Source organism: Pseudonocardia hispaniensis (genome assembly GCF_042658695.1).
GTDB lineage: Bacteria > Actinomycetota > Actinomycetes > Mycobacteriales > Pseudonocardiaceae > Pseudonocardia > Pseudonocardia hispaniensis.
The window spans coordinates 54,373-77,345 of the sequence record NZ_JBHSQW010000026.1 but is presented as its reverse complement, the minus strand read 5'-3'; the positions used below and the strand labels follow the sequence as shown (position 1 = coordinate 77,345).

Genomic DNA, 22,973 nt, shown 5'->3' with positions numbered 1-22,973 from the left:
GTCTCATGATGACGCACCGCGCCGCCGCCTGCAAGGCGAAGCGTCGAACGATCAGCCCCTCGGCAGAACACCCTCGAACACGGTGCGCACGACGTCCTCCGGTAGCTCCCCGGCGCCGGGACGACCCGGGCGGTACCACTCGACGATCGAGTTGACGGTGCCGGACAACAACCTGGCCGCGACCGCAGAATCGACATCGGCACGGACCTGCCCCGCGGCGGCGGCCTCCCGGACCAGCTCGGCGATCGTGGCGTCGAAGCTGCGCCGCCGCTCCAGGGCCCAGCGCTCGGTCGCGGTGTTGCCGCGCACCCGCAGCAGCAACGTCACGTACGGCAGCTCCGCCTGCAGCACCTCGACCTGGCGGCGCACGATGTAGCGCAGCCGGTCGACCGGCCGCCCCGACCGGGCATGCCGCTCCTGAAGGATGGCGAACAGCCCGTCGAGGGCGCGTTCGAGCGCCGCGCGCAGCAGGTCCTCCTTGCCGCTGACATGGTGATAGAACGACGACTTCGTGATGCCCGCGGCGCGCGAGAGGTCCTCCATGGAGGTGGCGTCGTAGCCGCGGGTGTTGAACTCGGCGACCGCGACCGCCAGCAGGGAGGCAGCGTCGTAGACCGGGCGCCGTGCCCCCGCCTGGCCCCGCGCCCGGCGGCTCCGCGGCCGGGCCGGATCCATCTGCGGCACGGTTCCGCGCGCAGCGTCGGCACTCACACAGCCTCCACGGGAACGCGTGGGCCGGCGGGACTCATGCACCCTCGAACGTCGGCCGTTGCTTGGTCAGGAACGCCTCGACGGCGCCGGCGTGGTCGCGGGTCCGCCCGAGGCGGGCCTGGGCGGCACCCTCGGCGGCGAGCGTCTCCTCCAGCGGGGACACGGCGCCGATCGCGACCGCCTTCTTGATCTCCGCGTACGCCGCGGTGGGCCCCGCGGCCAGCTTGCGCGCCAGGTCGAGGGCCGAGTCGAGCACCTGGTCCGCGGGCACGACGGTGCGCACCAGACCCCAGGCGGCGGCCTGCTCGGCGGTGAAGGAGTCACCGAGCAGCAGCAGTTCCAGCGCTCGCGCGGCGCCGAGCGAATGCACCAGGGACGCCGACAGGCCCGAGTCGGCCGTCAGGCCGATGGCCGCGAACGCCGTCGCGAACACGGCGTTCTCCGCCGCCACCCGAAGGTCACAGGCCAGCGCGAAACCGAGCCCGGCCCCGACGCAGGTGCCGTTGATCGCCGCGACGACCGGTTTGGGCATCCCGGTCAACCCGCGGACGATCGGGTTGTAGTGCTGTTCGACGGTGTCGAACGACGGACCGCCCCCGGCACGCAGCGTCTCGGCGTGCTCGCCGAGATCCTGCCCCACGCAGAACGCCTTCCCCGATCCGGCGAGCACCACCGCCCGCACCGCCGGGTCGGTGGCGACCTGCTCCACGGCGGCCACCAGCGCCTGCTTCATCTCCAGCGTCAGCGCGTTGTGCCGGGCCGGACGGTTCAGCGTCAGCACCGCGACCGCGGGAACCATCGTGTCCTTCTCGACCAGCACCGCGTCACCGGCGGCCTGCCGGGTCGCGTTCCCGGATTCGGCTCTGTCCTGGGTCACCGGGACATGCTAGCGTACCGAACAACCGAACGATCGTTCGCCGCAGGGAGAACTCGGCACGTCAGGCGCGACACCGGCGCGGACCGGCCGCGCTCCGCGGGCTCAGGCGCGGAGATGCCGCGGCCACGCCGGAGGGGAGACGGGATGACCAAGCTACGCAGCTATGTGCAGGGAAGCTGGCACACCGCGCCGGACGAGGGCAGAGCGCTGCACGACGCGGTGACCGGCACGGAGGTCGCCCGGCTGTCCTCCACCGGCATCGACTTCGCGGCCGCCCTCGAGCACGGCCGCCGGGTGGGCGGGCCCGCGCTGCGAGAGCTGACCTTTCACCAGCGCGCGGCGCTGCTCAAGGCGCTCGGCCAGTACCTTCGCGAGCATCGCGAGGAGCTCTACGCCGTCTCCGCACAGACCGGCGCCACGCCGTTCGACTCCCGGTTCGACGTCGACGGCGGCATCGGGGTGCTGTTGGCGTACGCCTCGAAAGGCCGCCGAGAGCTGCCCAACGACACGGTCTACGTCGACGGCGCCGTCGAGCCGCTCGGCAGGGGCGGCACGTTCGTCGGCCAGCACATCTGCACCTCGCTGCGCGGGGTTGCCGTTCAGATCAACGCCTTCAACTTCCCGGTGTGGGGGCCGCTGGAGAAACTCGCCCCCGCGTTCCTGGCCGGCGTCCCGAGCCTGATCAAGCCGGCGAGCCCGACCGCCTTCCTCACCGCCAAGCTCATCGAGCTGATCGTGGCGTCCGGGCTGCTGCCCGAGGGGACGATGCAGTTCGTCGCGGGCGGGGTCGGCGACCTGTTCGACCACCTCACCGAGCAGGACACGGTCGCGTTCACCGGCTCGGCGTCCACCGCGGCCAGGCTGCGCACCCACCCGGTGATCGTCAACCGGGCCGTGCGCTTCACCGCCGAGGCCGACTCACTGAACCTGTCGATCCTCGGCCCAGACGCCACCCCGGGCACACCCGAGTTCGACCTCTACGTCGCGCAGCTCGTAGCCGAGATGACGGTCAAGGCCGGGCAGAAGTGCACCGCCATCCGCCGCGCGTTCGTCCCCGAGCGGCAGCTCGACGCGGTGGTCGACGCCGTGTCGGCGCGCCTGGCCAGGACGACCGTCGGCAACCCGTTGACCGAGGGGGTGCGGATGGGCGCGCTGGCCAGCCTCGAGCAGCGCGAGGAGGTCCGGCGCAGCGTCAAGGCACTGGCCGAGGCCGGTCGCATCGTCCTCGGCGACCCGGAGCGCGTCGAGGTGGTCGACGCCGACCCCGAGCGGGGCGCGTTCGTCGCCCCGATCCTGCTGGTCTCCGACCCCGACCGCGCCGAGCCGCACCAGGTCGAGGCGTTCGGGCCGGTCTCGACCGTCCTGCCGTACCACGACGCCGCGCACGTGATCGAGCTGGCGGCCCGCGGCCAGGGAAGCCTGACCGGCTCGGTGGTCACCGCGGATCCGGCGTTCGCGCGAACGATCGTGCTCGGTGTCGCTCCGTGGCACGGGCGGCTGCTGGTGCTCAACGAGCGCGACGGCAAGGAGTCGACGGGCCATGGCTCGCCGCTCCCGGCGCTGGTCCACGGCGGCCCCGGCCGCGCGGGCGGCGGCGAGGAGATGGGCGGCATCCGCGGAGTGCTGCACCACATGCAGCGCACGGCGGTCCAGGCCGATCCCGATACCCTCACCGCGATCACCGGCCGGTGGGTGCCGGGCTCGCAACGGCACGAGACCCTGGAGACCGAGGGGGTCCACCCGTTCCGCAAACACCTCGAGCAGCTGCGGATCGGCGACACGATCGTCGCGGGGCCACGCACCGTCACCCAGGAGGACGTGGAGCACTTCGCCGAGTTCACCGGCGACACCTTCTACGCCCACATGGACGAGCGGGCCGCCGCGGCCAACCCGCTGTTCGGCGAGCGGGTCGCGCACGGCTACCTGGTCGTCTCGCTGGCCGCCGGCCTGTTCGTCGACCCCGACCCGGGTCCGGTGCTGGCCAACTTCGGCGTGGACAACCTGCGGTTCCTCACCCCCGTCAAGTTCGGCGACGAGCTGACCGTGACGCTGACCTGCAAGCAGCTCACCCCCCGCGACACCGCGGGCTACGGCGAGGTTCGCTGGGACGCCGACGTGACCCGCCAGGACGGCGAGTCCGTCGCCCGCTACGACGTACTGACCCTGGTGGCGAAGAAGGAGGCCTGATGACGACTCCGACGATGGCGTCGAGCGGCCCTCCGACCAGCCGCAGGCTGGGCGAGGCGCCCGAGGCGGACCTGCTGGACCCGGCCGAGCGGATGTCGATCGACGAGATTCGCGCACTGCAACTACAGCGACTGCGGTGGACCCTGCGGCACGCCTACGAGAACGTGCCCTTCTACCGGCAGAGCTTCGACGCCCACGGAGTGCATCCCGACGACTGTCGCGAGCTCGCCGACGTGGCGAAGTTCCCCACGACCTCGAAGGCCGACCTGCGCGACAACTACCCGTTCGGCATGTTCGCCGTGCCGCCGGACCGGATCCGGCGCATCCACGCCTCGTCCGGCACGACCGGCCGCCCCACGGTCGTCGGCTACACCGAGCAGGACCTCCGGAACTGGTCCGCGCTGGTGGCCCGCTCCATCCGGGCCGCGGGCGGACGGGCCGAGCACACGGTGCACGTGGCCTATGGCTACGGCCTGTTCACCGGCGGGCTGGGCGCCCACTACGGCGCCGAGACGCTCGGCTGCACCGTCATCCCGGTCTCGGGCGGAATGACGCCGCGGCAGGTCCAGCTCATCAACGACTTCCGTCCCGACATCATCATGGTGACGCCGTCCTACATGCTCACGATCATCGACGAGTTCGAGAAGCAGGGTCTCGACCCCGCTGCTTCGTCGCTGCGGATCGGCATCTTCGGCGCGGAGCCGTGGACCGAGCAGATGCGCACCGAGATCGAGGAGCGGATGGACATGCACGCGGTCGACATCTATGGCCTCTCCGAGGTGATGGGCCCGGGCGTGTCCCAGGAGTGCGTGGAGAGCAAGGACGGGCTGCACATCTGGGAAGACCACTTCTATCCCGAGGTGGTCGACCCGATCGACGGCGTGCCACTGCGCGACGGCGCGGAGGGCGAGCTGCTGTTCACCTCGCTGACCAAGGAGGCGCTGCCCATCATCCGGTACCACACGCGCGACCTCACCCGGCTGCTGCCGGGCACCGCGCGGCCGGGGATGCGCCGGATGCAGAAGATCACCGGCCGGAGCGACGACATGATCATCCTGCGTGGGGTGAACCTGTTCCCCACCCAGATCGAGGAGATCGTGCTGCGCACCCCCGGGCTCGCCCCGCATTTCCAGCTCGTGCTCAGCACACAAGGCCGGATGGACGCGCTCACCGTCCGCGTCGAGTCCCGGCCCGACTGCCCGCCCGAGCGCCGCACCGCGGCGGCCATGGAGCTGGTCACGGGTGTCAAGGAGACGATCGGGGTCAGCGTTCAGTGCGAGATCGTCGACCCTGAGACTCTCGAACGATCGGTGGGCAAGCTGCAGCGGCTCAAGGACCTGCGGACGACGTAGCACCCCCGGGGACCTGCGGTGACTCGGGCACTGGGCGGTGACCGGCGCCGGGCACACGATCTGGAGCGGCGCCGAATGCGTCGCGGCGGGCTCCGGACGCCTCAGCGCCCGGTGCGGGTGCGCTGCTTCTGGGCCGGACCGCGCAGCTGCGAGCAGTCGGGGCAAGGTGCGCCGTCGGGGGAGGCCATGGACGCAGCGGCGATCATGTGCCCGCACAGCGCGCGGTAGTACCCGGAGCCGACGACCAGTTCGGAATCAGGCACCTCATGGGATCGGTCGTCGATACAACACCGGACCGACACCGTCTCGGGTACCGGCGACCCGAGCGGTTCGGGTCGCTCTCGCTCAGCTCTGGCCACGGCCCTTCCTACTGCACGGGGTGGACGAACGGGGAGCGTCGGGGTTCGGGGGGAGCGGTCCCCGGCTCCAGGTGAGTTTCCCCCGCACCGCTTGCATCCGCAAGGTCATCTGCGCGGACATCTGCCCGGACCATCCGGTCGGCATTCCGCGGGATACGCACGGCGCTGCCGGCAGCGCTGGTGGACATGCGGGTGGGCGACATCGGTCGCCGGTCCTCGGGCATCAGCCCACAGCCACTCCGAGCAGCGTCCCGAGGCCGTAGGTGGCCGCCGCGGCGATCAGCCCGAGCGCCGTTTGGCGCAGCCCGGACCGCAGCATCCCGCGCCCGGTGAACAGGGTCGTCGCCGCGCCGAGGGCGAACAGCCCGACCGCCCCGGCCGCCGCGCTGACCAGCACCCCCGGCCAGGTACCCAGCCAGAAGAAGGGCAGCACCGGTATGACGGCCCCGATGGCGAACAGCCCGAACGATGTCAGCGCCGCCGTCCACGGGTTGCCGCCGCGTTCGTCGGGGTCGATGCCGAGCTCCTCGCGCGCCAGCGTGTCGAGGGCGATGTCGGGATCGTCCATCACCTGTTTGGCGACCGAGTACGCCTCCTCCTCGGGCAGCCCGCGAGCCTGGTAGATCAACCGCAGCTCCTCGATCTCCTCCTCGGGGAGCGAGGCGATCTCGTCGGCCTCCAGCTCGAGCTGTCGTTCGACCAGCTCCCGCGAGCTCTGCACCGAGACCCACTCCCCCAGTGCCATCGAGAACGCCCCGGCAAGCAGCCCGGCCAGACCGGTGATCATGACGGTGCTGGCCGCGACCCCGCTGCCCGCGACCCCGACGACGAGGCTCAGGTTGGACAGCAGGCCGTCGTTGGCCCCCAGCACCGCGGCGCGAAGGGCGTTGCCGCCCGGGGTCCGGTGACGGCCCTCGAAGCGGGCCAGCGCCGGCCCCGGAACGCCGCCGCGAATCTGCCCGAGCAGGAAGGCGTGCGAGCGCTCGTCACGCCGCATCGACGTCTTCGCGGCCTCCGGCTGATCGTCGTACATCGCGCGGCCGGCGACCTCGGACCGGGTCACCGTCGGCACCAGAATCCCGGCGCCGAACCGGCCGGCCAGCCAGATCAGCAGCCGGGTCCGCGGCGTCGGGCGATCGTCACGGACGGGCCGGCCGGCGCGGGCCAGCCGCTCGGCCCAGAAGCGGGCGTGCCGCTCCTCGACATCGGCGAGGTTGCGGTACACCTGGGCCAGCTCCGGGCTCTCCTCCGCCTCCGCCATCGCCCGGTACAGCGCTGCGCCATCGATCTCGTCCTGGTGGTTTCGCCGATACCGGCGCAGATCGGCGTCACTCGTCATGGTCACATTATCCAGCTACCCTCCCGGGCTCGGGCGGTTCTGGCGCTCGTCGGGGGTGCGGCGTTGGCTTTCGCGCCGCCCACCGCGAAACCATGAACGTTCAGGCGTCGCGCCGCTGGGCGACCACGATCCCCACGACCAGCACCGCCACGGAGACCGCCGCGAAGTAGGCGAACGCACCCCACGGCCCGTAGGGGATCTGGGGCACCGCCTCGGTCATCGAGACGAACCGGTCGGCGGCGGTGAACGGCAGCCAGTGCTGGATGTCCAGTCCGACGTTCGGGATCAGCATCACCAGCTGCTCCAGCAGGAGCGGCCACACGAGCAGGATCGCCACCGCGGCGGCGCTCTGGCGCACCAGGATGCCGAGCCCGACGGCGAGCACCGCGGCGAACAGGTAGGTGAGCCCGGATCCCGCCACCGTCCGCCAGTCGGCCGCGGTGTGCAGACCGAGGTCGACCGATGGCCGCAGCAGTACCGCGACACCCCAGCTCAGAAACGCGGCGGCCAGCCCGACGACCCCGGCGACCAGGCCGACCACAGCGGTCTTGGCCAGCAGCGCCTGGGGTCGGGACGGGACGGCCAGGAACGTGGTCCGGATCGTGCCGAACCGGTACTCCGTGGTCACGGCCAGCGCGGCCATCACCATCATGATCATCATTCCGAACTGGAGGCCCATCTGGGTGGCCGCCACGTCCAGCTCGATGTCATCGGGCGCGAGCCCCGCGAAGAGCGCGGCGATTCCCGCGGTGGCGCCCAACGCCAGCACGGTGCACCACCACGGCGAACGGGTCGAGGTGAGCTTGATGCGCTCGACGGCCAAGGTGCTCATGACGTCACTCCCACGGGGTTGTCCTCGGCGCGGTGCCGGGCGTTCCCGGAACCCGATGTGTACTCGGTTTCGTCGCCGGTGATCTGCATGAAGGCCTCCTCCAGCGAGCCGCGCCGAGGCGAGAGCTCATGCAGCGCGATGCCGTTCGCGGCGGCGGTGTCACCGATCTGCTCAGCGGTGACGCCGGTGACGAGCATCCCGGGTGGGCCGTCACCGGGATCGGCCACGACGCTCGCCCCGTTCGCGGTCAGCAGCGCGCTGAGCCGGGCGGCCTGCGGACTGCGAACGAGAACCGACTGCCCGGCCGCCATCTCGACGAACTCGGCGGTGGACGCCTGCGCGATCAGCCTGCCGCGCCCGATCACCACCAGCTCACTCGCGGTCAGGGCCATCTCCGACAACAGATGGCTGGAGACCAGCACGGTCCGCCCCTGCGCGGCGAGCCCCTGCATCAGCTTCCGGATCCAGAGGATGCCCTCCGGGTCGAGGCCGTTGACCGGCTCGTCGAACAGCAGCACCTGCGGGTCGCCGAGCAGCGCTCCGGCGATGCCGAGCCGTTGGGACATACCCAGCGAGAAGCCACCGGCCCGCTTGTCGGCGACCGAGGTCAGCCCGACCAGTTCGAGGACCTCGTCCACCCTGGACCGCGGCAGCCTGTTGGATCGGGCCAGCCAGCGCAGATGCGCGCGGGCCGAGCGGTTCGGATGTACCCAGCGGGCATCCAGTAGTGCCCCCACCGTGCGCAACGGATGCTCGAGATCGCAGTAGCGACGACCGTCGATCAGCACCTGGCCTGCCGTCGGCCGGTCGAGCCCGAGGATCATCCGCATCGTGGTCGACTTCCCGGCGCCGTTGGGCCCGAGGAACCCGGTGACCTGGCCCGGCTTGACGACAAAGGACAGATCCTGCACCGCCACTGTGGAGCCGTAGCGTTTGGTCAGATCGCTGGCCTCGATCACGGGCCGTTCCCTTCGTCCGGTTTCGCTGTCTCGACGAAGGATGTCCCATCGATGGGATGACGGGATCGGGGCTCGACCCTGAATCGACCTCGGGGCTCCCTGGGGGTACGGGGTGCGCGACCCCGGAGGCTATCCGGCGTAGGCGCTGAGCAGCGGGTCGTGCCGGATGCGAGCGGGGTGGGTTCCCGCCGCGACCAGAGCGGTCGAGGTGGCCCGGATCATGGCCGGCGGGCCGGCGACGAGCACATCGTGGTCGGTCCACGGACCGTGCCGGATGACGACATCACCGACCGGACCGTGCTCGGCCTCCCCGGCGTTCTGCTCGACGGCCGCGACGACGTCGAGCCACGGGCTGCGGTGGGCGAGGGCGGTCAGCCCCGGAACCGCATAGAGGTCGTTCCAGGTCCGGCCCCCGACGAAGACGTGGGTCCGGCACGGTCCGCCCTGGGCCGCCAGCTGGTTCACGATCGCCTTGATCGGTGCGACGCCCGTACCGCCCGCGACCAGGAGCAGGTCGCGTCCCGACTCGACACCGAGGTGCAGCCCGCCCATCGGTGTCCCGAGCCGCCAGACGTCATCGACCCGCGTGTGCGCCACCATCGCGGGGCTGACCAGGCCGCCCGCCACGGCCCGCACGTGGAACTGCAACAGCCCGTCCGGCCGGGGCGGGTTCGCCGGTGACAGGTAGCGCCACGACCGCGGCCGCTGCGGGGTCTCGACGGACAGGTACTGGCCCGCCCGGTACGGCATCGGTTCGAGCGTCTGCACGGTGATCAGGGCCAGACCCCACCCCATCCGGTGGTGATCGACCACCCGGCCCAGCCAGGTCGCGGGTCCGTTCCCGGCTCTCGCCCCGGCGAGCATGGTGCGGGAGACGACGGAGTAGGCCCCCGCCCACGCCTCGGCGAGCTCGGCCGTCCAGGCGTCACCGAGCTGGTCCTCGAGGGCGGCGAGCAACGCCGCGCCGACGGCCTCGTAATGCACGGCGTCGATGCCGAACTTGCGATGGTCGCGGCCGAGCTGCGCCAGGACCGGGACCAGCTCGCCGGGTCGGTCGACCCGCTGGAGGACATCGACGAGGGCGGGCAGCAACCGGCTGCGCTGCGGCGGCAGGTTCCCCGGGAACAGCGTGCGTGCCTGCGGGACGTGCTCGAACAGCAACCGGTAGAACGTCGTGGCCAACTCGGGCAACCGCGGCTCGACCAGCGCCCAGCTCTCCCGGACGGCGGTGGCCGTCGCCGGATCGACGTCGAGGGCGCGCCGAGGACGGCGGTGTGTTGCTGCGGGCCGGTCGCCACGAGGTGGTGGCCGGGTCCCAGGCATCTACGTCACGGATCCCTGACCGTTCAGGACCGCGACCAGGCCACGTCACGGCGGGCGAGTGCCTCGCGGGCCATCTCGTGCGGGGGGACGACCAGCACCGGGCAGCGCGCGTGCCGGGTGCAGTAGGCGGCCACCGAGTCACCCAGCCGGAGCCGCCGCCAACTCCGGGTCGACGCACCGACGACCAGCAGGTCGGTGTCCTTGTCCGCGAGCCTCGCCAGCCGGACCTTGGGCTGGCCTTCGACGACGACCAGGCGCACGTCGACATCGCGTGGCAGGCCGCCCAACGCCTCGGTGAACGCCTTGTGCACGTGCAGGACCCGGGGGAAGATCCCCGATGTCGGCTCGGCCCCCGACGGGGTCTCGGTCCTGTCCGGCTCCCACACCTGGACCGCGTACAGCACGGCGTCCCGCTGCCTGGTTTGGTCCACGGCCATGCGCAGGGCTCGCAGATTGGTCAGCGACCCGGTCACACCGACGATCACGCGGCGTCGGGCGGATGTCATCGCGATCCCTCGCAAGCTCTCGGGGGCACCTCGGCCGGCGGGCCCCGGTATCCGGCGCGTGGCGTGCGGACCGCGCCGTCGGGATCCGCACGCCCGGTTCGAAGGACCCTCCGAACACGCGCCCACGATGCCGGGGGGCCCGCGACCGGGTCAGGGCCCGACTCCGGACAACATCAGCACCGTCAGGCTGCCGAGACCCGGCAACGACGCGTGCCCCAGCACCGCGCCCTGCCGGCCCTCGTCGCTCAGCCGCCCCGCCGCCCGACATCGGTCAGGTCGTGCTGGGGCCAGCCGAGCAGCCGCGCGCCGAGCACGGCCGCGTGGATCGTGAACCGCTGAGCGGGATCGGCGGGGTCGTAGCCGGTCAGCGTCGCGATCCGGTCGAGCCGGTAGGTCACCGCCCGCACCGACAGATGCAGCCTGCGCGCGGTTTCGGTGACCACGCAGCCGGTCGCGAAGTAGGCGTCGAGGGTCGCCAGCAGCGGTTCGGCGCCACCCCGGGCGGCGGCCAGCGGGCTGACCACCGCCTGGACGAGGTCGGCGATCGCGGGTTGGTCACGCAGCAGAACGCGATAGATGAGCAGTTCCTCGGCGTGGATGACGGGGGTGTCCAGGCGCAGCCGAACCCCCATCGTCAACGCCTCGCGCGCCTCCTCGTAGGAGCGGGCGATGCCGTAGGACCCCGGGTACGGCCTTCCGACGGCGATCCGCCAGGGGCCGCCGCGCGCCGAGCGGCTGAGCTCGGAGTGCATGAAGGAGCCGAGGTTGTCGGTGCTGGCCGCGGACGCAGCTGCGGACGTGCGGTTGGGGTCGGCCGGTGCCACCACGACGATCGAGCCGTCCTTGGTCGCGATCAGCACGTCCCGATCCCCGAGCCACTGCACCGCGGCGCGTTCCAGCGAACCGATCGCGGCCTCGGCCTCCGCCAGCCTGCCGGTGGGCGCCGCGAGCGCGACCTGGTGGGGCTGCGCCATGTCGAGACCGAACGGCTCCGCCCGCTCCACGAGCCCACCGACGTCGGCGTCACCGCGCAGCAGGTCCTCGATCAGCTCCCGGCGCAGGGTCTCCTCCCGCCGCACCATGTCCCTGCGGGCGGCCGTGTAGCCGTCGACCAGGCTCGCCACCGCACGGTCCACCGCACGCAGCACCGCCTCGGCGGCGAGCCGGACCGTCTCGCCGTCAGCGGAACGAGCCACCGAGGGCAGTTCCCGCCACAGTCGCCACGCAGCGGACAGGTACAGCTGCACCGCGTTGCCCGCGGACATGCCCGACTCGGCGGCCCGGCGCCCCAGCAGGCCCACGGCCTCCAGTTCCTGGGGCTGCGGCCGGTGCCCGGTCGCGGCGGCCTCGGCCAGCAGCGACAGGTAGTCGCCCAGCAGTTCGACCGATGCCCCGCCCGCCGCCCGGGTCGCATCCTGGGCCACCTCGGCCAGCCACGCCTCCTCGGCCCACTCGGCCCTGCGCTGTCCGCCCGCCCCTGTCATCCCCGCCACTCCCGATCCGGCTTCCGGTCCCGTCGGCGCCGCGACCTGTCAGGACCCGGCAGCATCGCGGGACCGGACGTCGCGGTCGACGCCGGAGCCAGACTGCCAGGGTTCGGCAATATGGCGGGACACAGCGCCCACGCCCGACCCACCTGCGACAGGCCGGACCCCCGACGGACCGATCCGGCGCACCGTCGATCACGTTGGGGCGGATGGGATGGCACGCCTTTCGCGGCCTCGCCGGTCGAGGATCTACCGGAGGCCGTCCGCCTGATCGACCGGTCAGGGTGCCGCCGGCCGCCCGAGCGCCGGTCCACTCACTCGGTTCCGAGCAGCCGTCGTTGCACCAACGCGTTCCACTCGACCGGCGACGGCGCCCTGAGCAGGCGCGCGATCGCGCCACGGGTGTCCGCGGCCCAGACGACCCAGTGCGCCCCGCGTCGGCGCAGGGTGAGATCCCTGATCCGGGTCGGCCGCCGCGATGTGGGTGTCACGACCAACCGGCCGAGCACGCCACGGGCGAGCAGCAGCGCGTCGGGCCGCGGGACGAACCGGCGCTCGACCGGCGCCGAACGCAGTCGGACCCGGGCGGCCTGCCAGCCCGCGACCGCCTGGGCGGAGACGAAGAACGGGACGCCGCCGATATCGGCGACCAGCCCGCTGACCACAGCGGCGGCCGGATCGGGCGATCGATGGACGACGACGTCGCGGACGTGCCCGAGATGCGCACCGTGCTCGCCGACGACGGCGCACCCGAGCAGTCGCCGGAGCGACACGCACGTCGGAACCCCATGATCGGCATCCGTCGCCGGCACCCGAACTTCCGGGTTCACCTCCGGGACTCGCGAAAAGGTCGGCAGGCGGGGCGGCCTCACCGATCCTGCCGAGCGAAAATGGCATCTGCGCGGCGCCAGGAAAAATACATCGAGGCACCCGAGGTGATCAGCGCAAGCACGGGAAGCGACAGCAGGAGCAGCACCAGAGTCGCTCCGACCGAAACGCAGGTCGCGATGGTGAGGAGGCGAATGTTCTCGGTGCCGGAGAGGCGCTGCTGAGCGCGTCGAAAAGAGGCGGCAAAGACGGGGTCGTCCGCGATGAGCAGATCCTCGACCGCACGCAACGACTTCCGTTCATGGTCACTCAGCACGCGCACCTCCTGAGACGAGCAGGCCTGCGTCCGGAATCAGAAGCGAATTCGAAGCTCCCTCGATACTGCCCTAACGCGGCGTGGATCGCTGGAGGCGGGGCGAGCCAAGAAAGAGCGTCCAGATTGCCTGGGTTCGGCAATCTGGACGCGGATCGCGGTGGCCCGAACTGGGAGTGGATTCCCTCCGTGGGCGGCGGCGGTCAGGAGTCCTGCAGATGGCTCCCGTAGGGCACGGCGCGGATCAAGGACACCGTCATCATCTGGCCGTTCGGCAGTTCGTACTGCCGCTGCTCGCCCTGTTTCGCGCCGGTCAATGCCTTGCCGAGCGGAGAGTCAGGTGAATAGATCTCGATCTCGCCGTAGCTTCCCTGCTCCCGGTCGGCCAGCAGGAAGGTCTCGGTCTCGGTCTCGTCCTCGAAGCGAACGGTGAGCACCATCCCGGGTTCGGCGACTCCGTCGTCCGGCGGTTCCTGACCGACGATCGGGTTCTGCAGGATCTCCTGCAGTTTCCTGATCCGCTGGTCGCGCTCGCGCTGGTCGGCGTAGACGGCGTCATCGGCGCTGTCGGATGCCGCTTCCCTGTTTCCGTTGGATCCACTTCCCGAACTGCGTGCGGCGCGCTCCTCGAGGAGTTCGGCGAGTTCTCCCTTCAGACGCTCGTATGCGTCCTGGGTCAGCCAGACTTGCGGTGCCTCGGTCATCCTCGATTCTCCTCGCCTCAGCCCGGACGTGCATTCTGACCGCCGGCGCCGGTGTGCGCAGCGCCACGGCGGTAGCCGTCCGGATGCAAACGAGCACGGCCCAGACGGAAAGGACCGTGCTCGGCGCTAGCCTACGTCATTGTCAAGCCGGGTGCAGAACGGCGCCTGCCGCCGTTGCCGGTGAACGGCAACGGCGGGCACCGATCCGGGCACATCGCGCATCTCCCGGGCACAGGCACAACAGGATGTGGATTCGACGTTGCCGCAGGTCGGCAATCAGAGGCACGTCAAGTCTGCGCGGGTCGACCGCTGGAAAGGCGGCGCCCGGAGGTCAAGATGGAGGACAAGGAGACGGCGGCACGGGCATGGGCGGCGCTTTCGCGGCTGCCGACGCCCGGCGGAAGGGATGGGTGAGCTCGGCTGTGCAGCGACGGGTGATCGTCGGTGTGGACGGATCGGGCGAGGATCGCCAGCTCTTGCACACGGCTCTCGCGCTCGCGCGGGCACACGGGTCGGTGCTGTACGCGGTGGACATACAGGAGCACAAGCCGGAGGGCGCGGTCCCAGCGCAGCCCGCACCCGGTGAGCCGCCCCGGATGCAGGGCGTGCACCAGGCGTTCTCCGCGCTCGGCGACGCCGCCGATGACGTCGACATCCGGATCGTCGTCCTCGATGGACAGCCGGGCGCCCAGCTGGTCCGGCTCGCCAACCAGAGCACCGATCTGCTCGTCGTCGGCCGTACCCGGCGCGGCAGCCGATCTCCCGGATCGATCGGTTCCGTCGCACTCGACTGTGTCGCGCGCGCCGGCTGTGCCGTCGTGGTCGTCCCGTCGGGGGAACAGAGCCACCGGACCACCGCCGGAGACACCGCGCCGCACACCTCGGCCGAGCTGCAGAGGGCGTGACCACGGTGCGTGTTGAACGAACGGACTGGCAGCGCCGCGGTCACTGCGTGAAGATCGACCCGATGGCGTTCGCTCCCGCCCGGGGCGAGACGAACGGCCCTTCAGTCACGACCGAGCTGTGCCGCACGTGTCCCGTGCAGTCGACCTGCCTCGGCTGGGCGCTGGTGACCGATGTGGCCTACGGGATCTACGGCGGGCTCGAACCGGCCGCTCGGCAGCGGCTTCACGCCGAGCTGATCCGCGAACTGGACGGCAGGCAGATGGCGGGTTCCGCGGAACTTGCAGCGGTCGTGCGAGCCACTATCAACACCGCTCCGGCCGCCTAGCCGCGGCGCAGCTGGAGCCCCGGTGAAGGCGCCGGGCCGCCGGGTTGCCGGTGACGTGGCGCGCATCCGGTCGACCGCGGTGCCGCGCGTGCTGGTCCGGTCCGCACGAGCGCGGTGCCCTCCGCGGGAGTACCCGACCGGACTCTGGGTGTCGAGCACGCTACCCGGCGTTTGCTACTGTCCATCGCCGTGCCACTGTGGCTGGACGCTGGGTTGGCGGACGGGTGCTGCCGCCGTCGCACCCAGGCCGAACGGCTTGCGGGAACACGCGAGTCGGCACTCCCTGCGGCGATGATGGTCAAGGCGGCCCGTGCTCCGTTCGGACGCGATGGGCGTCCCCGTTTCGGGCTACGGCCCCACCCCGCGCGGGACCGCCCGACTGTGCCATCATCCGCCGGCGCGAGAGCCACGCAGTTTCGGTAACCGTCGGCACTCGGTCCACCATTTTCGCCTGGGGTGTGGTGGAGTGTGCTGGGGGAAAGCATGGCCGGTTGGGGGACGGTGGTCAGCAGATGAGCTCGCCGAAGGCACTGGACAGACGGCGAGTTCCCGGAGCCGCTCGACGAGCGCGCGACCGGTGGACCGAGCTCGCCGTGCGCGCGGGCCTCGTGGCGTCCTGGGTGTCGCGCAGGCTCGGCCTCGGCGCCGGATCGATCATCGGGGGCCGCGTCACCCTCGCGCTCGACCCCACGGCGCTGGCCCGCTTGGCGTCCGGGCGCCGGGTGGTGCTGGTCTCGGGAACCAACGGCAAGACCACCACCAGCCACCTGCTGGCCGCAGCGCTCGGCACGGCAGGTCGCGTAGCCCACAACGCGACAGGTTCCAACATGGCCGATGGCGCGGTGGCCGCGCTGGCCCACGACCGGGAGGCCGAGTTCGCGGTGATCGAGGTCGACGAGCTGCACCTGGCCAAGGTGGCGGAGGCCGTCGACCCGGTCGCGATCATCCTGCTCAACCTCAGTCGCGACCAACTCGACCGCGGCACCGAGGTACGCGCCGTCGCGAGCGCGATCGGGGCAGCCCTGAGCCGCCATCCACAGACCACCGTGGTGGCCAACACCGACGATCCGATGGTGGTCTGGACCGCATCGCAGGGGGCCGACCAGCTGTGGGTGTCGGTCGGCAACGGATGGTCGGGCGACACCTCGACCTGCCCGCGGTGCGGGCGCGCGCTCGACGCCACGGGCGAACGGTGGGTGTGCGCCTGCGGGCTCACCCGCCCGGTTCCCGCCTGGCGGGCCGCCGGGGGCGCGGCCGTCCGCGCCGATGCCACGATACCGATCACGCTCGGCATCCCCGGACGGTTCAACCTGGGCAACGCGGTGATGGCGCTGGCCGCGGCGTCGATCTTGGGAGTCGAACCGTGCCGGGCTGCGCACGCGATGGGCGAACTCGAGGCCGTGGCCGGGCGCTACGACGTCGTCACGTACCGGGGCCATGAGCTGCGTCTGCTGCTGGCGAAGAATCCCGCCGGCTGGAGCGAGACGATCGGGCTGCTCGACGAGGCCCGGTCGCTGATGGTGGTCATCAACGCTCGCGAGGCCGATGGCCGGGACACCTCATGGCTGTGGGACGTCCCGTTCGAGCAGCTCACCCCGCGACCGGTGGTGGCCGCCGGGGAGCGGGCGGCCGACCTCGGCGTCCGGCTCAGCTACGCCGAGATCGATCACCAGACTGCCTCGGACCCGCTTGCCGGGCTGTCGCTGCTGCCGCCGGGTAAGGTCGATCTCGTCGCCAACTACACCGCCTTCCACCAGCTGCGCAGGCGGCTGGCTGCGGAGGGACAGCGATGAGCGCCGCCGAGCTGACGATCGGGGTCTTGCTGCCCGACGTCCTCGGAACCTACTCCGACGCCGGTAACGCGGTCATCCTCGCCAAGCGGGCCCAATGGCGGGGAATCCCCGCGCAGATCCACCGGATCACCGCCACGACCACACCGCCCGCGGGGTGCGACATCTATCTCATCGGCGGCGGTGAGGACACCGCGCAGCTGTTCGCCGCCGACTGGCTGGGCCGGCAGCGGACGCTGCGCGCGGCGATGGCCGGCCGCGCCGTCACCCTGGCCGTCTGTGCCGGCCTGCAGATCCTCGGCTCCACGATGCGCGACCGCAGTGGCCACGACCATCCGGGCCTGGGTTTGCTCGATCTCAGCACGGTCGCCGGCCCGCGCCGCGCGGTCGGGGAGGTGGTGTCGTCCTGCCTGCTCCCCGGTGTCGGCACGCTCACGGGATTCGAGAACCACCAGGGCGTGACCACCCTCGGACCTGACCAGTCCCCCCTCGGCGTGGTCCAGTCGGGAACCGGGAACGGCACCAGAGGCCGCCACGGCCACGGCGAAGGCGCCTGGAGTGGGCGGATCATCGGCACCTACCTGCACGGGCCCGTGCTGGCCCGCAACCCCCTGCTCGCCGACCACATCCTGCAGCTGGCCACGGGCCGGGACCTGGAGCCGATCGACCTGCCCGACCTGCCGGCGCTGCGCCGAACCTATCTGGCCTGACTGTGAGGATGGTCGAGCCGGCCCGGTGATCCAGCGGTACCGAATGCCCACGAGCGCGACAGCGCACACTGGTGGCAGGCTGGCGGGGTGGTCAGCCCTCGCCATCGACTCGTGCTCCTCCGGCATGCGAAGTCGGCCTGGCCCGACGGCGTCCCGGACCCGAACCGCCCGCTCGGCAAGCGCGGCCTCCGGGACGCGCCCGCGGTCGGGCGGTGGCTACGCGCGCACGTCGGTGGTATCGACACGGTGGTCTGCTCGCCGGCGTTGCGGACCCGGCAGACATGGGAGCTCGCCTCGGGCGAGCTCGACGACCCGCCCGCCCCTCGGTTCGACGAGCGGGTGTACGCCGCGAACGCCCGCGAACTGCTCACCGTGGTCCGGAAGCTGCCCGAGGAGGCCAGGACGGCGGTGCTGGTCGGCCACAACCCCGCCCTCCAGGAGTTCGTCGAGCTGCTCAGCGGGGTTGCCGTGGAAATGAAGACCTCGGCGATCGCGGTTGCCGCCTGGTCCAGCGGATGGGCCGACGCCGACGCACGAGTAGCCGTCCTCGAAGAGCACGCGACCCCGCGCGGGTGACGCGCACCCATGCGACGAGAGGTTGCGGGACGGCCTGGCCGCGCCGCACTCTGGATGCAGCCACGACGAAGGTCAGCAATGGCCGGATGCCCGATAGCGCCCGGTTTACCCAGCTCCTGACCCGTAGTAACGCTGGTGCGACCCGCGGCGACTTCCTTGGGCGAGGGCTGACGGGGAGGGTCGCGTGCGAGATCCGGCCGAGGACCAGGGCGACAACGGTCGCCCGGCCGGAGCTGGACAGGATGACCAGCCCTTCGACCTGAGCGCCGTCCACGCCGATGATGCCCTGCTCGATGCCCTCGGCTCCGGGCAGTTGTGGCCCGACCCCGAGCTGGTCGAGAGCGATGACGTCGACGAACGGCTGGCGGCGATGCTGGCCGGTTGGGTCGCATCGGTACGGGAACCGGAGGCGGAGGACGAGCACCCGCCCGAACCGGCCGCGGAGGCACCCTGCACTGCGGGCGCCCCGCCATCGGTCGTTCGGCCAGCGGTCGCCACGCACCCGGCATGGTTGGCTCGTCACGTCGTCCGCCTGGCTGTCGCGGCACTGTTCACGCTGGTCGTCGTGACGGGACTGGCCGTCGGCGCGCACAGCGCGCGGCCCGGCGATCCGCTCTGGACCGTCACGAGGGTCCTGTACACCGATCATGCGCGCTCGATCGAGGCAGCGGTCACGGCCAACGACCAGCTGGCGCAGGCGCGGGTGGCGTTGCAGCAGGGGCGTACCGCCGACGCTGCCCGCAGCATCGCAGAGGTGCGCTCGGCCCTGCCCGACATCCGCCCCAGTGACGGCCGGGACGAGCTGCGCCGCGAGCACGACCAGCTGACGGCGAAACTACCGGCCGACGCGATCCCCAAAGCCGACCGCGGCACCCCTGCGACCGGCCCTGGCGCGGCCGCCGCGGCACCGAGCGGACCGTCGGCGTCCACCCCGGCCGCCAGCTCGGCGGCCGTGGCCCCTCATACCGGCGTGACCCCGACCGCCGACCCCTCCGCCCAACCGCCGCCTCGTCCACCGGAACCGCCGGCAAGCACCACGCCGTCCCCGACGTCCGGGAAGACCGCGACCGAGCAGATCCACCCGACCGGCGAGCACCCGCCGCCGACCACCACCCCACCGCCCACGACGAAGCCCTCGACCACCAGCTCGACCGAACCGGCGCCGACCACCACCGGTCGGCCCGCGGCGAAGGCGCCGCAAAGCTTCACCGAGCACTCCCATCCGACCAGCGACAGCCCGCCGACCACCCGGCAGGCCACGCCACCGTCGTCACTCCCGCGGCAGGCTTCGCCGTCGGCCACCACCGCGCAACGGTCCACCAGAACGACGGCCGCCCAGACCGCGCCCCCGACGACACCCCAGCCGACCAGGACGCCCCAGCCGACCGGGACAGCCCAGCCGACCAGGACAACAGCCCAGCCGACCGGGACAGCCCAGCCGACCAGGACGCAACCGGAGTCGTCCGCCCCGCCGCCTGGCCAGGGCAGCACCCCGGGCGGGCTCACGCCTTTCTCCAGCACCGCCTCGACCCCGATGACGAACGCGGGCACCGCCAAGAACGGCCCGGCGTCGGTCGGGGTGCGACTCATCAGACTGCGATAGGACATCGGCGCCGGTAGCGTCCCGTCCGGGCGGCGAGCCTGCTCGGGTGCGAGGGCCATCCGCCCCGCATCTCGCGATATGGAGCCACAACAGTCCCGTCGAGACGCCCCGACGCGCGCCGTGGAGCCATGACGCGATCATGAGCCATCGTCGCGGTACTCACACCGTTCCGAAACCTGACGTATCGCATCCGACACTTCACCTCTTATAGTGGATGCAACCTGTTCGCGATCCCGAGGTGGTTTGTCGCATGACCGACGTGTTGGATACCGCACAGCCTTCCGGGGCCTCCACTCCGGCAGGTCCGGCGGACTCCTCCGCCGTGGCGGCCCTCATCATGGAACTGCAGGCGGTAGGACTGCGGATCGAGACCGAGCTGGAAACCCGCCGCCAGGGCGGCGCCGGTCCGTCCGACTCCGGGATGATGTGGATCGACGGTGTTCCCGCCACGGTCCCACCCCGCGCCGACTCCCCGTACGCGCTGCGCGCAGAGGACGAGGGGCAGGGGATCTACCGCGACGGCGTCAAACTCGCGTCGGTCTCCGGCACCTCCCGGCCCCGCTTCTACGACCTGACGACCGCCGATGGCGTCCCCTATCACCAGATCGCCCTGATGCACCTGGACTCCTTGGCCTCCACGGTGGTCCAGGCCTGTAACTACTGGGGCACCTCCGACCAATGCGGCTTCTGCGGCATCGGGCTTTCGCTGGCCGCCGGACGCACCATCGCCAAGAAGACCCCGCAGATGCTGGCCGAGGTCGCGGTCGCCGCTCGCGACCTCGACGGCGCCGTCGATGCCACCCTGACGACCGGCTCCTCCGTCGCTCCCGACCGCGGCGCGCTCTACGTCGCCCGATGCGGGGAGGCGGTCAAGCAGGCCGCCGGGCTACCCGTCGAGGTCCAGTTCGAACCGCCGCGCAACCTCGATGTCCTCAACCAGGTCCACGGCATGGGGATCGACGCGGTCGGGATCCACATCGAGACCTTCGATCCCGCGGTGCTGGCGCGGGTTGCCCCGGGCAAGTACCGCACCGGTATCGACACCTACTTCCGGACGTGGGAGCGCGCCGTCGCACTCTTCGGCGAGGGCCGCGTCTCCACCTACGTCATCCTCGGCATGGGCGAAGACCCCGATCTCACGGTCGCCATGTGCAAGCGGGCGATCGACATCGGCGTCTACCCGTTCGTCGTGCCGCTGCGGCCTGTCGAGGGCTCGCTGCTGGAGGACGTGCCTGCGCCGCCGCGCGAGTACACCGAACCGATCTACCGCAAGGTCGCGGCCTATCTCGCCGAGCGCGGCCTCGGCGCCGACACCGCCGCGGCCGGCTGCGCCCGCTGCCAGGCCTGCTCCGCCCTCAACCTCATCTCCATCTCCTCAGCTCCCAAGCCCCTGTGAGTGCGTAACAGTGTTCTAACACTGTTACGCACTCACAGGCCGCGGTGACCTGGGCTATTCGACCGTGACGCTCTTGGCCAGGTTGCGGGGACGATCGACGTCGCGTCCCAGGGACACGGCGGCGTGGTAGGCCAGCAGCTGGAGCGGCACCGACATCAGGATCGAGTCCAGCTCGGGCTCGTTCCTCGGGACGAGGATCGTGTGGTCGGCGAGGTCGGCAGGAAGCTCCCGGTGGGCCACGGCAATCACCGGCCCCCGGCGAGCGCGGATCTCGGCGAGCGTGGAGGAGTTCTTCTCCAGCAGGTCGTCGTCGGGCACGACGGCGACCGTCGGAAGGTCCGGGCTGACCAGCGCGAGGGGTCCGTGCTTCAGCTCGGCCGACGCGTAGGCCTCCGCGTGGATGTAGGAGACCTCCTTGAGTTTCTGCGCCCCCTCGCGGGCCACGGGGTAGCCGCGACGCCTACCGATGAACAGCACGCTGCGCCGCTGCGCGAGCTCGGCGGCCACCGCCGCGATGGCGCCGGTCCGCTTCTCGTCCCCGAGGATCTGCGCCATCTGGTCGGGCAGCGCCGACAGGCCGTCGAGGAGGCGGCGCCCCTCGGTCGGGGACAGGTCTCGGATCCGCCCCAGGTGCAGGGCCAGCAGCGCGAACGCCGAAACGGTCGAGGTGAACGACTTGGTTGCGGCCACCGACATCTCCGGCCCGGCGTGTAGGTAGATGCCGCCGTCGACCTGACGCGCGATCGTCGACCCGACCACGTTGACGATGCCGATCACCCGGCCACCCTTGCGCTGCAGCTCCTGCACCGCGGCTAGCGTGTCGGCGGTCTCGCCGGACTGACTGACCGCGATGTAGAGCATGTCGGGTTCGACAACGGGGTTGCGGTAACGGAACTCCGAGGCCGACTCCGCCGTTGCCGGCATCCGCGCCAGATCCTCGATGAGCTGGGCTCCGAGGTCACCGGCGTAGCAGGCCGACCCGCAGCCGAGGATCCGTACCCCGCGGAACTCGCGCGCCTCCCGGGTCGAGAGATTGAGGCCGCCGAGGTGCGCGGTGGCGAAGCGCTCGTTGAGCCGGCCGCGCAACGCCCGCTCGATCGCGCGCGGCTGCTCCTCGATCTCCTTGATCAGGTAATGCGCGTGATCCCCGATCTCGGCGCCGATGATCTCCCAGTCGATGGTGGCGGGCGCCTTGGCGGTCGACCGGTCGTCGATGGTGAACGTACGGTAACCGGCCGCCGTGATCGTGGCCAGCTCACCGTCGTCGAGGTACACGACCTGACGCGTGTAGCCGACCAGCGCGGCGGCATCGGAGGCCACGAACATCTCCTTCTCGCCGACGCCGAGCAGCACCGGTGAGCCGTTGCGGGCGATGACGATGCGGTCGGGGTGTTCGACGTCCAGGACGGCGAGGCCGTAGGCGCCCACGACGTGGCGGAGCGCCTGGCGGACCGCCTGTTCGAGGTCGTGTGCGCCGGCGGCGAAGGCCGCGGCGACCAGGTGGGCGACGGTTTCGGTGTCGGTCTGCGAACGCAGCTCGACGCCGTCCGCGGTCAGCTTGGCCCTCAGCTCGTCGGCGTTCTCGATGATGCCGTTGTGCACGACGGCGATCCGGCCGGCCGAATCGACATGTGGATGCGCGTTGGCGACGCTCGGCTCACCGTGGGTGGCCCAGCGGGTGTGCCCGATCCCCACCCCGCCCTTGAACCGGGCCGGAAGGTCGGCCGCCAGGTCGGCAACCCGCCCACTGATCTTGTGGATCTTGAGTCCGCCGCGGCCGATCACGGCCAGGCCCGCGGAGTCGTAACCGCGGTACTCCAGCCTGCCCAGACCCTCCAGCAGGATCGGAGCGGCGTCCCTCGCCCCGACGTACCCGACGATGCCACACAT

At 71.5% G+C, this 22,973-nt stretch carries 22 protein-coding genes and 1 pseudogene; 9 read left to right on the top strand and 14 right to left on the bottom strand.

The genetic code is table 11. The features are described from left to right. Positions 1-51: 51 nt before the first annotated feature. The gene (locus ACFQE5_RS12935) at positions 52-675 is read right to left on the bottom strand and encodes a TetR/AcrR family transcriptional regulator (protein ID WP_379585223.1); all 624 of its coding nucleotides are present in this window, start codon (positions 673-675) and stop codon (positions 52-54) included. Positions 676-745: 70 nt separating this feature from the next. Then, on the bottom strand, positions 746-1,588 hold the full coding sequence (locus tag ACFQE5_RS12930; protein ID WP_379585141.1) for an enoyl-CoA hydratase/isomerase family protein: 843 nt from the start codon (positions 1,586-1,588) through the stop codon (positions 746-748). Positions 1,589-1,732: 144 nt separating this feature from the next. On the opposite strand from ACFQE5_RS12930, the gene paaZ reads away from it, so the two are divergent. Together paaZ and paaK are read left to right on the top strand one after the other, a co-directional pair. Next, positions 1,733-3,775, top strand: coding sequence for a phenylacetic acid degradation bifunctional protein PaaZ (gene paaZ, locus ACFQE5_RS12925; protein ID WP_379585140.1), 2,043 nt, complete (start codon positions 1,733-1,735; stop codon positions 3,773-3,775). Then, a complete protein-coding gene (paaK, locus tag ACFQE5_RS12920) occupies positions 3,775-5,127 on the top strand; it encodes a phenylacetate--CoA ligase PaaK (RefSeq protein WP_379585139.1) in 1,353 nt (450 codons plus the stop codon). Before paaZ ends, paaK begins: the two co-directional genes overlap by 1 nt. A gap of 101 nt (positions 5,128-5,228) precedes the next feature. On the opposite strand, the gene ACFQE5_RS12915 is transcribed toward paaK, so the two are convergent. The 10 genes from ACFQE5_RS12915 to ACFQE5_RS12870 all read right to left on the bottom strand — a co-directional run bounded on the left by ACFQE5_RS12915 (position 5,229) and on the right by ACFQE5_RS12870 (position 13,777). Then, entirely contained in the window at positions 5,229-5,390 is a 162-nt protein-coding gene (locus tag ACFQE5_RS12915; protein WP_379585138.1) for a hypothetical protein, read from the bottom strand. Between the two features lie 319 nt (positions 5,391-5,709). Beyond that, positions 5,710-6,825, bottom strand: a complete 1,116-nt coding sequence (locus tag ACFQE5_RS12910) for a VIT1/CCC1 transporter family protein (RefSeq protein ID WP_379585137.1) — start codon at positions 6,823-6,825, stop codon at positions 5,710-5,712. Between the two features lie 100 nt (positions 6,826-6,925). Continuing rightward, a complete protein-coding gene (locus ACFQE5_RS12905; RefSeq protein WP_379585136.1) occupies positions 6,926-7,657 on the bottom strand; it encodes a hypothetical protein in 732 nt (243 codons plus the stop codon). Beyond that, on the bottom strand, positions 7,654-8,616 hold the full coding sequence (locus ACFQE5_RS12900; RefSeq protein WP_379585135.1) for an ABC transporter ATP-binding protein: 963 nt from the start codon (positions 8,614-8,616) through the stop codon (positions 7,654-7,656). Before ACFQE5_RS12900 ends, ACFQE5_RS12905 begins: the two co-directional genes overlap by 4 nt. A gap of 129 nt (positions 8,617-8,745) precedes the next feature. Then, positions 8,746-9,939 (bottom strand): globin domain-containing protein, encoded by a 1,194-nt coding sequence (locus ACFQE5_RS12895; protein WP_379585134.1) that lies wholly within the window; start codon positions 9,937-9,939, stop codon positions 8,746-8,748. 23 nt (positions 9,940-9,962) lie between these two features. Continuing rightward, positions 9,963-10,445, bottom strand: a complete 483-nt coding sequence (locus ACFQE5_RS12890) for a universal stress protein (RefSeq protein ID WP_379585133.1) — start codon at positions 10,443-10,445, stop codon at positions 9,963-9,965. 245 nt (positions 10,446-10,690) lie between these two features. Further along, complete coding sequence (locus tag ACFQE5_RS12885; protein WP_379585132.1) at positions 10,691-11,929, bottom strand: PucR family transcriptional regulator; 1,239 nt, start codon at positions 11,927-11,929, stop codon at positions 10,691-10,693. 317 nt (positions 11,930-12,246) lie between these two features. Further along, positions 12,247-12,705 (bottom strand): PRC-barrel domain-containing protein, encoded by a 459-nt coding sequence (locus ACFQE5_RS12880; RefSeq protein ID WP_379585131.1) that lies wholly within the window; start codon positions 12,703-12,705, stop codon positions 12,247-12,249. Between the two features lie 95 nt (positions 12,706-12,800). Next, a complete protein-coding gene (locus ACFQE5_RS12875; protein WP_379585130.1) occupies positions 12,801-13,076 on the bottom strand; it encodes a DUF3040 domain-containing protein in 276 nt (91 codons plus the stop codon). Between the two features lie 200 nt (positions 13,077-13,276). Further along, on the bottom strand, positions 13,277-13,777 hold the full coding sequence (locus tag ACFQE5_RS12870) for a GreA/GreB family elongation factor (RefSeq protein ID WP_379585129.1): 501 nt from the start codon (positions 13,775-13,777) through the stop codon (positions 13,277-13,279). 365 nt (positions 13,778-14,142) lie between these two features. On the opposite strand from ACFQE5_RS12870, the gene ACFQE5_RS12865 reads away from it, so the two are divergent. The 6 genes and pseudogenes from ACFQE5_RS12865 to ACFQE5_RS12840 all read left to right on the top strand — a co-directional run. After that, positions 14,143-14,682, top strand: a complete 540-nt coding sequence (locus ACFQE5_RS12865; protein WP_379585128.1) for a universal stress protein — start codon at positions 14,143-14,145, stop codon at positions 14,680-14,682. Beyond that, positions 14,679-15,008, top strand: a complete 330-nt coding sequence (locus ACFQE5_RS12860) for a WhiB family transcriptional regulator (protein WP_379585127.1) — start codon at positions 14,679-14,681, stop codon at positions 15,006-15,008. The genes ACFQE5_RS12865 and ACFQE5_RS12860 overlap by 4 nt, the downstream gene beginning before the upstream one ends. 512 nt (positions 15,009-15,520) lie before the next feature. After that, positions 15,521-16,801: a MurT ligase domain-containing protein gene (locus ACFQE5_RS12855; RefSeq protein WP_379585126.1), complete on the top strand. Its 1,281-nt coding sequence runs from the start codon at positions 15,521-15,523 to the stop codon at positions 16,799-16,801. Next, positions 16,798-17,508 (top strand): type 1 glutamine amidotransferase, encoded by a 711-nt coding sequence (locus ACFQE5_RS12850; protein ID WP_379585125.1) that lies wholly within the window; start codon positions 16,798-16,800, stop codon positions 17,506-17,508. Before ACFQE5_RS12855 ends, ACFQE5_RS12850 begins: the two co-directional genes overlap by 4 nt. A gap of 111 nt (positions 17,509-17,619) precedes the next feature. Then, positions 17,620-18,084, top strand: a complete 465-nt coding sequence (locus ACFQE5_RS12845; RefSeq protein ID WP_379585124.1) for a SixA phosphatase family protein — start codon at positions 17,620-17,622, stop codon at positions 18,082-18,084. 184 nt (positions 18,085-18,268) lie between these two features. After that, positions 18,269-18,475 (top strand): annotated as a pseudogene (locus ACFQE5_RS12840) (anti-sigma-D factor RsdA); the annotation flags it as partial. A 569-nt stretch (positions 18,476-19,044) separates the two neighbouring features. Here ACFQE5_RS12840 and ACFQE5_RS12835 read toward each other — a convergent pair. Further along, positions 19,045-19,674: a hypothetical protein gene (locus ACFQE5_RS12835; protein WP_379585229.1), complete on the bottom strand. Its 630-nt coding sequence runs from the start codon at positions 19,672-19,674 to the stop codon at positions 19,045-19,047. A gap of 263 nt (positions 19,675-19,937) precedes the next feature. Here ACFQE5_RS12835 and ACFQE5_RS12830 point away from each other — a divergent pair, with 263 nt between their 5' ends. Continuing rightward, complete coding sequence (locus ACFQE5_RS12830) at positions 19,938-21,083, top strand: MSMEG_0568 family radical SAM protein (RefSeq protein WP_379585123.1); 1,146 nt, start codon at positions 19,938-19,940, stop codon at positions 21,081-21,083. A gap of 54 nt (positions 21,084-21,137) precedes the next feature. On the opposite strand, the gene glmS is transcribed toward ACFQE5_RS12830, so the two are convergent. Continuing rightward, a complete protein-coding gene (gene glmS / locus ACFQE5_RS12825) occupies positions 21,138-22,973 on the bottom strand; it encodes a glutamine--fructose-6-phosphate transaminase (isomerizing) (RefSeq protein ID WP_379585122.1) in 1,836 nt (611 codons plus the stop codon).